The following is an 8,751-nucleotide window of genomic DNA, read 5'->3' on the forward strand; positions in this document are numbered from 1 at the left end:
GCGCCGCGCTCCGCGAACGCGAACCCGAACGCCCCCGAGCCCTCACGGGCCGGGGGCGTTCGCGCATCGTGGTCGGTGCGCCTCACATCTTCGCGTAGCGGGCCCGGGCGAAGCAGAAGATGCCGTAGACCACGAGCCCGGCACCGACGAGCCAGAGGATGACCACGCCGAACGGCAGGTCGGCCAGGCTCTTCAGCGCCGCATCCAACCCGCCCGCGGCCTCCGCGTCCGCGGTGACGGCCGCGACGACGAACAGCACGCCGACGATGCCGACCGCGATGCCCTTGGCGATGTACCCGACGGTGCCGAAGACGAGGATGCCGCGCCGGGCGGCGCCGCTGCCCGGCAGCTCCAGGTGCTCCTCGAACTTGCGCGTCGCACCGCGGTAGACGAAGGCGACGCCGACGCCCGCGACGACGAGGCCCACGAGCACGAGGAGGAACACGCCGCCCGGCGTGGCGAGCAGCTGCGCGCTGAGCGTCTGGGTGGACTGGTCTCCGTCCGACCGCCCGCCGAGCGCGTAGACGAGGGCGGTGACGCCGATCGTGACGTAGGCGATCGCCGTGCCGACGTACTTGACCCGGTAGCCCCACTTCTTCTTCGAATCGGGGTCGCGCACGAGGAAGGCCTCGGCCACCTGCCAGAGCCCGAGCGCGAACAGGCCGAGCGCGATGAGCCACAGCAGCACGAGCCCGAACGGCCAGCCGGCGACCTGCTGCATGGCCCCGCCCTGGTCGGCCTCCCCGCCGGCGCCCTGCGCGACCGAGATGGCGATCGTCCCGATGACGATGTGGACGATCCCGAGGACCACGTATCCGATGCGGGCGAGGGACTTGAGGATGCGGGAGTTCTGCGCCGCGTTGGCGGCCGACTTGCCGGTAGCCGAGCTCATGCGCTCAGCGTAGTGAGGGGAGGCCCTCGAACGGCAGTGGCCGCCGAGTGCTTGCCCGCGCGGTTCGCGCAGTGCTAGGGCGAGCGGTCGCCGGTCCGCCGTTCCCGCGCCGGTCGGGCGGCGTTCACCCCGGCGTCGACGTGCGGACGCCGGACCGTCACCGCGCCCCGCGAGGCTCGGCGCGTCCCCGCGACCCGAACCGCGCCCGACGTGCGCGCCTGAACGAGGAGCTGCCATGGCCCTGCCCGACCTCCGACTGTCCGTCGTGGACCACGCACGCGGCAAGCGATCGCCCGTGACGTGCCGACTGAAGTGCGCCGACGCGTGCCTCGGCCCCGAGTGCAACACGTCCGCGAACCCCGAGTTCCGCTCGCTCGCCTCGGCCGCGCTGTCGCGGCGCGCCCTGCTCGGCATGGGGGCGGCCGGGGCGGTCGCGATCGCCGTGGGCGACGCGTTCGGCGCGGCGCCGGCGCAGGCGGCCCCGGGCAGGGGTGCCGCCGCGGCATCCGGACTGCCCTTCGAGCCGATCGCCCCCGTCGCGTCGACCGTCGACGAGTTCACCGTGCCCGCCGGATACCGGTGGTCGGCGCTCGTGCGGTGGGGCGACCCGATCTTCCCCGACGCACCCGGCTTCGACCTCGCGAACCAGACCCCGGCCGCGCAGGCGCGCCAGTTCGGCTACAACGTCGACTACATCGACGTCATCGCCGACGAGGGCGGGCTCACGGGCGTGCTCGTCGCGAACCACGAGTACGTGAATCCCGCGATCATGTTCCCGCCGTCGAGCGATCCGGCCGAGCTCCGCATGCGCAGCGAGATCTACAAGGCGGCGCAGGGCATGGCCGTCGTCGAGGTCGAGCGCGACGCGATCGGCGCGCCCTGGCGCATCGTCGTCGGGGGGCGCCGGAACCGCCGGCTCACGGTCGACAGCGAGTTCGCGCTCACGGGTCCGGCCGCGGGCTCCGACCTCGTGCGCACGGCGGCCGACCCGTCGGGCCGGACGGTGCTCGGCACGCTCGGCAACTGCGCGGGCGGCACGACGCCGTGGGGCACGGTGCTCTCGGGCGAGGAGAACTTCAACGGCTACTTCTCCGCACCGGCCGACACGCCCTCGCGGGCGCGATACGGGTTCCGTCAGGCACCGACCTCGACGGGGTGGGAGACGTGGGACCGTCGCTTCGACGGCACCGCGCCGGGGTACGAGAACGAGGCGAACCGCTTCGGCTACATCGTCGAGATCGACCCGCAGGACCCGACGTCCACGCCCGTGAAGCACACCGCGATGGGGCGCTTCAAGCACGAGGGCGCCAACGTCCGCATCGCCGAGGACGGCCGCGTGGTCGCCTACATGGGCGACGACGAGCGCGGCGACTACCTCTACAAGTTCGTCTCGAAGCACCGCTACAACCCGAATCGAGCGGATGCCGCGGCCCGGAAGCAGAACCTGCGACTGCTCGCCGAGGGCGACCTGTTCGTCGCCCGGTTCTCGGGCGACTCGCCGGCCTCCGAGATCACCGGAACGGGCGCCCTGCCCTCCGACGGGGCCTTCGACGGCACGGGGGAGTGGATCGCGCTGACGCGGAAGGGGCGCAGCGCCGTCCCCGGCATGACCGTCGAGGAGGTGCTCGTGCACACGCGCCTCGCCGCCGACCGGGTCGGGGCGACGAAGATGGACCGCTGCGAGGACGTCGAACCGCACCCGACGACCGGGCGGGTGTACGTGGCCTGCACGAACAACACGCGTCGCGGGCTCGACTACGCGGTCGACGAGGCGAACCCGCGCGCCACGAACCGCGACGGCCACGTCATCGAGCTCACCGAGCTCGACGGGCAGGGCGGCACCCGGTTCTCGTGGAGCATCCTGCTGCTCTGCGGCGACCCCGCGGGCATCTCGCAGACCTACTTCGCCGGCTACCCGAAGGAGCTCGTCTCGCCCATCTCGTGCCCCGACAACGTCGCGTTCGACGGCGAGGGCAACCTCTGGATCTCCACCGATGGCGCGCCGTCGACGATCCGGAAGAACGACGGGCTGTTCAAGGTGCCGCTCGAGGGACCCGAGCGGGGGCGGGTGCAGCAGTTCCTCTCGGTGCCGCGCGACGCCGAGACGTGCGGGCCGATCATCCGCGACGACGAGGGCATGGTGTTCGTGGCCGTGCAGCACCCGGGCGAGGACGGCACGTTCGCGGCGCCGACCTCCCGGTTCCCGGACTACGGCTCGACGGCACCGGGCGCGGCCGCTGCGCCGCGCCCGTCGGTGGTGCAGGTCTGGCGCGGCTGACGCCGAGCCGGGGGCGACGGATGCCGCGGCGGCATCCGTCGCCCCTCGTGCTCAGTCCTCGTGGTGCAGGTGGTCGCGGTGCTTCGTCGCCTGCCGGCGCGCGGTCGCCACGTCGATGGGGCCGGTGACCGAGCGCTCGTCGGTCCAGCACTCGATGCCCGTGACGTCGGGCATGAGGTCGCGCGTGAACACCGGGTCGCGGCCCTGCCGTCGCTGGTGGGTGTAGTCGCGCATCAACCGGAACGCCAGGCCCGACAGCAGGCCGATCGCGATGAGGTTCACGAGCGCCATCAGCCCCATGATGCCGTCGGCGGTGTTCCAGATGAGGTCGCTGCCCGCGATCGAGCCCACGAAGATGGCCACCACGACGAGCGAACGGTACGTCGTGAGGACCCACGGCCGCGTGGTGATGAACTCGATGTTGGACTCGCCGTAGTAGTAGTTGCCGAGGATCGACGAGAAGGCGAGGAGGAACACGACGACCGTGAGCAGGATGCTCGCCCAGCCGCCGAGGTTCGCCACCATCGCATCCTGCGTGAGCCCGATGCCGCGCTCGGCGTTCGCGAGGTCGGGGTTCGAGACGAGGATGATGAACGCCGTGATGGAGCACACGAGGAAGGTGTCGAAGTAGACCCCGAGGGTCTGCACGAGGCCCTGCTTGACCGGGTGGGTGACCGCGGCGCTCGCGCCCGCGTTCGGCGCCGAGCCGAGGCCGGCCTCGTTCGAGAACATGCCCCGCTTGACGCCGGTCATGATGATCGTGCCGAGGGCGGCGCCGAGGAGTTCGTTGTAGCCGAAGGCCTGCGTGAAGATCGACGCGAACACCTCGGGCAGGCGCGTGATGTTCATGGCGACGATCACGAGTCCGACGAGCAGGTAGATGAGGGCCATGAGCGGCACGACGGCCTGCGTCACGTGCGCGATGCGCCGCACGCCGCCGAAGACGACGAGGCCGGTCAGCGTCGCGAGGACCGCCCCGACGGCCCAGGCGACCCAGCCCGCAGCCCCGTCGGGCGCGACCGTCGAGGTGAAGCTCGCGCTGATGGTGTTCGCCTGCAGCGACGAGAAGGCGAAGGGGAAGCAGAGGATGAGGATGACCGCGAAGAGGATGCCGGCCCAGCGCGCCTTGAGGCCGCGCTCGATGTAGTACGCCGGGCCGCCGCGGAAGCCGTCCTTGTCGCGCACCTTGAACAGCTGGCCGAGGGAGGACTCGACGAACGCCGACGCCCCGCCGATGAAGGCCATGAGCCACATCCAGAAGATCGCGCCGGCACCGCCCACCGCGATGGCCGTGCCGACGCCCGCGATGTTGCCCACGCCCACGCGGGACGCCGCCGAGATCGTGAAGGCCTGGAACGCCGAGACGGACTGCGGGCGGCCCGTCTCGTCGCGGGGCGTCTTGTCGGTGAGCGTGCGGAACATCTCCGGGATGAGCCGGAACTGCACGACGCCCGAGCGCACCGTGAAGTAGATCCCGAGGATCGCCACCACGGGCAGCACGATCCAGGTCCAGAGGGTGTCGCCCGCGGCGAGCACGAGGTCGTTCAGCGCATCCATGCGCCCAGCATGCCAGTCGGGCGGCCGATCGCCCGCGCATCACGGGCGGGTGCGTGCCGGGCGGCCGAGGTCAGCGCGGTGGTGCCGTGCGCCGGAGGCGCTCGTGCGCCAAGCGCTCGACGGCGTCGGCGGCCGCCCCGGCGGCATCCGCCTCCCGCAGTCTGCGGCCGAGTCGGGCGGCCCCGGCCCGCGCCCCGTCGTCGGCGAGCATGGCCGTCACCACTCGGGCGATCCGCTCGGAGGGTGCCGATTTCGGGAGCACGATCCCGGCCCCGACGCGTTGGACGGAGCGGCCGATCAGGGGCTGGTCGAGCAGGGGGTGCATCGGCATGGTGATCACGGGCAGGCCGTGCGCGAGGGCGCGGAAGGTCGTGGAGTGACCGCCGTGCCCGATGAGGAGCGACGCCCGCGGGAACAGCTCGCCGTGGTCGACTCGCTCGAGCACGCGCACGTTCCGCGGCACCCGCAGCGGTCGGTCCGGCGGCAGGCCCCCGAGCGTGAGCACGCCGCGGACCGGCAGCGAGCCGAGCGCGTTCGCGATGCGCTGGTAGGCCTCCGTCTGGCCGGGGAACCACGTGGTCGAGAGGCTCACGACCACGAGCGGGGGAGCGGCGAGCTGCGGTTCGACCGCCGCGCCGGCCTCGATCGGGCCGACCCACTCCGACGCCTGCGCGAGCGGCGTCCGCCGCGCCGACGCGGGGTCGAGCGCGACGTCCGAGGTCACGATGCGTCCTGCCGCGCGCGACCACGCGGTCAGCGGGTCGGTGCCCCGCAGCCGGGCCGCGACGCCGACGGGGCCGCGTCGGTATGACCGCTGCCAGAACTCCAAGTAGGTGTGGAAGAGCACGGCCGTCGGGACCGAGACGGCTCCCGCGCCGCGCACCGACGAGGACATGAGGCAGTCCACGATCGCGGCGTCCGAACCGGCGGTCGCCCGGCGGACCTCGTCCTCGAGGGCCCGGTCGGCGGCCAGCCGGGTGGTCTCGGCGATCGCGGCGGGCACGGAGCGGCGCACGCCGGAGTCCCAGAAGTCCAGCGACGCGAGCGGGCGGAATCCGTGCCCCGCGCGTGCGACCGCGGCCGCCTGGCGCCGGTGGCCCAGCACCTCGACGCGATGGCCCCGGCCTGCGAGCTCGTCGGCGATGCGGAGCGCCGGCGGGACGTTGCCGCCCGCGTCGACGGTGACGATGGCGATGGCGGACATGGCGATCTCCCTCAGTGCGCGGTGTCCGGGTCGAGTTGGCGGGTGACGGATGCCACGAACGCGAGCATGCGCTCGAGCGTCTCGTCGCGAGTGCGGCCGGCGTCGCGCCGCCACAGCTTCCACACCGAGACGTCGGTGGCGGCCACGAGCAGGTCCACCGCCCGTTCACGACGGTCGACGGGCAGCCGGCCGAGGGTGTGCGCGAACGTGCGTGCGACCCACTCGCGGTGCAGCCGGCGCCCACCCGCCGTGATCTCGGCGGCCAGCGGTTCCCACCGTTCCTGGCCCACGAGCAGCAGGACGCCGTCGCCCCGGGCCTCGTAGTGGTCGACGAGGGCGGCGACGGTCGCGGGCACGTCGTCGGGATCGATCCTCCGCTCGGCGAGGACGTGCGCGGTGGCCCGCTCGCGGGCCGCGGCGAACAGGTCGTCGCGCGTGCCGTAGGCGCGGAGGACCGTCTGCACCGAGACCCCCGCGCGCTCGGCGATCGCCGGCAGCGTGCATCGGGCGAGCGGCCGGTCTCCGGCGAGTGAGACGACCGCGTCGAGGATGCGCTCGCGGGTCTGCTGCACCTGGTCGGCCCGGACGCGCATGGTGTACGCGCGAGTGGATTTCATGTCAGTCCCCATTAACGCTGAACTCTGTTTCGGTGTCAATACCCGTACACATGGAATCTCCCGTCCTGCGGATGAGGTCGTCCACGGCATCCGCTACGCTTGAGTGTTCCGCCCGGTGGGGGAGCGGACCCGAGAGTTGAATAGAGGAGGCCGGAATGGACATCGACCTCAGCGTGCTCCGCATGATGGAGCGCGAGAAGGAGATCCCGTTCGACGAACTGGTGCAGATCATCGAGCAGGCGATCCTGATGGCCTACCTCAAGCACACCAACCCCGCGCAGCACGGGCACGCCAACCCGCGCGGCGCCCGCGCCCACCTCGACCGCAAGACGGGTCACGTCTCGATCTACGTGCCCGAGCTCGACGACGAGGGCAACGTCATCGGCGAGGCCGAGGACTCGCCGAGCGACTTCGGCCGCATCGCCGCGTTCGCCGCGAAGCAGGTCATCAACCAGCGCCTTCGCGACCTCGCCGACGACGCCGTGCTCGGTGAGTTCCGCGGGCGCGAGGGCGACATCGTCGCGGGCGTCATCCAGCAGGGCCCCAATCCGCGGATGGTGCACATCGACCTCGGCACCGTCGAGGCGATCCTGCCCCCCGAGGAGCAGGTGCCCGGCGAGGAGTACCCGCACGGCCAGCGCATCCGCGTGTACGTCACGAGCGTCGCGAAGGGCGCCAAGGGGCCGTCGATCACGGTCTCGCGCACGCACCCCGCACTCGTGCGCAAGCTCTTCGCGCTCGAGGTCCCCGAGATCGCCTCGGGCGTCGTCGAGATCGTCTCCCTCGCCCGCGAGGCCGGACACCGCACCAAGATCGCCGTCCGCGCGAACCAGCCCGGCGTGAACGCCAAGGGCGCGTGCATCGGCGAGCTCGGCCAGCGCGTCCGTGCGGTCACCGCCGAGCTCGGCAACGAGAAGATCGACATCGTCGACTGGAACGAGGACCTGGCGACGTTCGTCGCGTCGGCGCTGTCGCCGGCCAAGGTCACGAGCGCCTTCGTGATCGACGAGGGCACGCGTGCCGTGCGCGCGCTCGTGCCCGACTACCAGCTGTCGCTCGCGATCGGCAAGGAGGGCCAGAACGCCCGCCTGGCCGCCAAGCTGACCGGCGCGAAGATCGACATCCAGCCGGACTCGGTCCTCGACCAGGCGTGACTCGGCCGCGCTCCGGGCGTTGTCCGGAGACGCACAGGCCGGAGGTGTAGGATGGATCCCGTCAGAACGTGCATCGGATGCCGTTCGCGCGCTCCGCGGTCCTCACTTCTGAGGGTCGTCGCCCAGCAATCCCGAGTCCTCGCCGATACGTCGGCGGTGCTCCCCGGGCGGGGTGCGTGGCTCCATCCGACGCTCGAGTGCCTCCGACTCGCCCAGCGACGCCGCGCCTTCGGGCGCGCGCTCCGCGTGACCGGCGAGCTGGACACATCCGATCTGGAGAACAGGCTGAACGGCTAATGGACAACTCATGAGCGGCTCGAAATGAGACCCGTCCGTCATTGATGGTCCCCCTGTTTCGGGGTGGACCCGGAACAGGAGAGAAGTGGCTGCCAAACCACGCGTACACGAGATCGCCAGCGAGCTCGGCGTCGACAGCAAGGTCGCGCTCGAGAAGCTGAAGGAGATGGGCGAATACGTCAAGGGCCCGTCGTCCTCGATCGAACCCCCCGTCGCCCGTCGCCTGCGGGCCGCCCTCGAGGCGGTCGGCGGCGCGAGCAAGCCCGCCGAGGCGCCCAAGGCCTCGTCGGCGAAGCCGGGCCCCAAGCCCGGTCCGAAGCCCCCCGCAGCGCCCGAGCCCGCGGCCGCCCCGGCCGACGCGCCCATGTCGGTCGCCGAGCGCCAGGCGGCTGCCGAGAAGGCGGCTGCCGAGAAGGCCGCCGCTGAGAAGGCCGCGGCCACCGAGAAGCCGGCCGAGGCCCCCGCGGCATCCGCCGACAAGCCCGGCGGTCCGAAGCCCGGCGACGTCGCGCGTCCCGCGGGACCGAAGCCCGGCCAGAACATCCCGCGTCCGGCGCCGCGCCCCGGTGCGCCCCGTCCGGGCAACAACCCCTTCTCGAGCTCGCAGGGCATGGGCCAGCGACAGGGTCAGCCCCGTCCGGGCAACAACCCGTTCTCGAGCTCGCAGGGCATGGGCCAGCGGCCCACGCCGGGCAACATCCCGCGGCCCCAGCCGCCGCGTCCGGGCGCCCCGCGTCCCGGTGCGCCGCGCC

8 protein-coding genes are annotated in these 8,751 nt (G+C 72.4%); 4 read left to right on the forward strand and 4 right to left on the reverse strand.

Annotated elements, in window-relative coordinates; genetic code table 11:
• Window positions 1–82: 82 nt before the first annotated feature.
• Entirely contained in the window at window positions 83–892 is an 810-nt protein-coding gene (locus M1L56_RS05155) for a DUF1206 domain-containing protein (RefSeq protein ID WP_248598418.1), read from the reverse strand.
• 235 nt (window positions 893–1,127) lie between these two features.
• On the opposite strand from M1L56_RS05155, the gene M1L56_RS05160 reads away from it, so the two are divergent.
• Complete coding sequence (locus tag M1L56_RS05160) at window positions 1,128–3,170, forward strand: PhoX family phosphatase (RefSeq protein WP_248598419.1); 2,043 nt, start codon at window positions 1,128–1,130, stop codon at window positions 3,168–3,170.
• 51 nt (window positions 3,171–3,221) lie between these two features.
• On the opposite strand, the gene M1L56_RS05165 is transcribed toward M1L56_RS05160, so the two are convergent.
• From M1L56_RS05165 to M1L56_RS05175, 3 genes are all read right to left on the reverse strand, one after another.
• The gene (locus M1L56_RS05165; protein ID WP_067947038.1) at window positions 3,222–4,727 is read right to left on the reverse strand and encodes a sodium:alanine symporter family protein; all 1,506 of its coding nucleotides are present in this window, start codon (window positions 4,725–4,727) and stop codon (window positions 3,222–3,224) included.
• Between the two features lie 70 nt (window positions 4,728–4,797).
• Window positions 4,798–5,931 carry a glycosyltransferase gene (locus M1L56_RS05170; protein WP_248598420.1) on the reverse strand — a complete coding sequence of 378 codons (1,134 nt, stop codon included), beginning with the start codon at window positions 5,929–5,931 and terminating at the stop codon, window positions 4,798–4,800.
• Window positions 5,932–5,942: 11 nt separating this feature from the next.
• Window positions 5,943–6,548, reverse strand: coding sequence for a TetR/AcrR family transcriptional regulator (locus tag M1L56_RS05175; RefSeq protein WP_248598421.1), 606 nt, complete (start codon window positions 6,546–6,548; stop codon window positions 5,943–5,945).
• Window positions 6,549–6,703: 155 nt separating this feature from the next.
• Between M1L56_RS05175 and nusA the strand changes: the two genes are divergently transcribed.
• The 3 genes from nusA to M1L56_RS05190 all read left to right on the forward strand — a co-directional run.
• Window positions 6,704–7,702 (forward strand): transcription termination factor NusA, encoded by a 999-nt coding sequence (gene nusA, locus M1L56_RS05180; RefSeq protein WP_067947032.1) that lies wholly within the window; start codon window positions 6,704–6,706, stop codon window positions 7,700–7,702.
• A gap of 51 nt (window positions 7,703–7,753) precedes the next feature.
• Window positions 7,754–7,999 carry a YlxR family protein gene (locus M1L56_RS05185; RefSeq protein WP_067947030.1) on the forward strand — a complete coding sequence of 82 codons (246 nt, stop codon included), beginning with the start codon at window positions 7,754–7,756 and terminating at the stop codon, window positions 7,997–7,999.
• An 85-nt stretch (window positions 8,000–8,084) separates the two neighbouring features.
• The coding region (locus M1L56_RS05190; RefSeq protein ID WP_248598422.1) for a translation initiation factor IF-2 N-terminal domain-containing protein at window positions 8,085–8,751 on the forward strand (667 nt) is incomplete at its 3' end.

This window comes from Agromyces sp. C10, assembly GCF_023217995.1.
Classification (GTDB): domain Bacteria; phylum Actinomycetota; class Actinomycetes; order Actinomycetales; family Microbacteriaceae; genus Agromyces; species Agromyces indicus.

Bases quoted from the DNA above. Each gene is read 5' to 3' on its own strand.
- M1L56_RS05170 (WP_248598420.1), bottom strand. From the start codon at position 5,931: ATGTCCGCCATCGCCATCGTCACCGTCGACGCGGGCGGCAACGTCCCG.
- M1L56_RS05175 (WP_248598421.1), bottom strand. From the start codon at position 6,548: ATGAAATCCACTCGCGCGTACACCATGCGCGTCCGGGCCGACCAGGTG.
- nusA (WP_067947032.1), top strand. From the start codon at position 6,704: ATGGACATCGACCTCAGCGTGCTCCGCATGATGGAGCGCGAGAAGGAG.
- M1L56_RS05160 (WP_248598419.1), top strand. From the start codon at position 1,128: ATGGCCCTGCCCGACCTCCGACTGTCCGTCGTGGACCACGCACGCGGC.
- M1L56_RS05165 (WP_067947038.1), bottom strand. From the start codon at position 4,727: ATGGATGCGCTGAACGACCTCGTGCTCGCCGCGGGCGACACCCTCTGG.
- M1L56_RS05155 (WP_248598418.1), bottom strand. From the start codon at position 892: ATGAGCTCGGCTACCGGCAAGTCGGCCGCCAACGCGGCGCAGAACTCC.
- M1L56_RS05185 (WP_067947030.1), top strand. From the start codon at position 7,754: ATGGATCCCGTCAGAACGTGCATCGGATGCCGTTCGCGCGCTCCGCGG.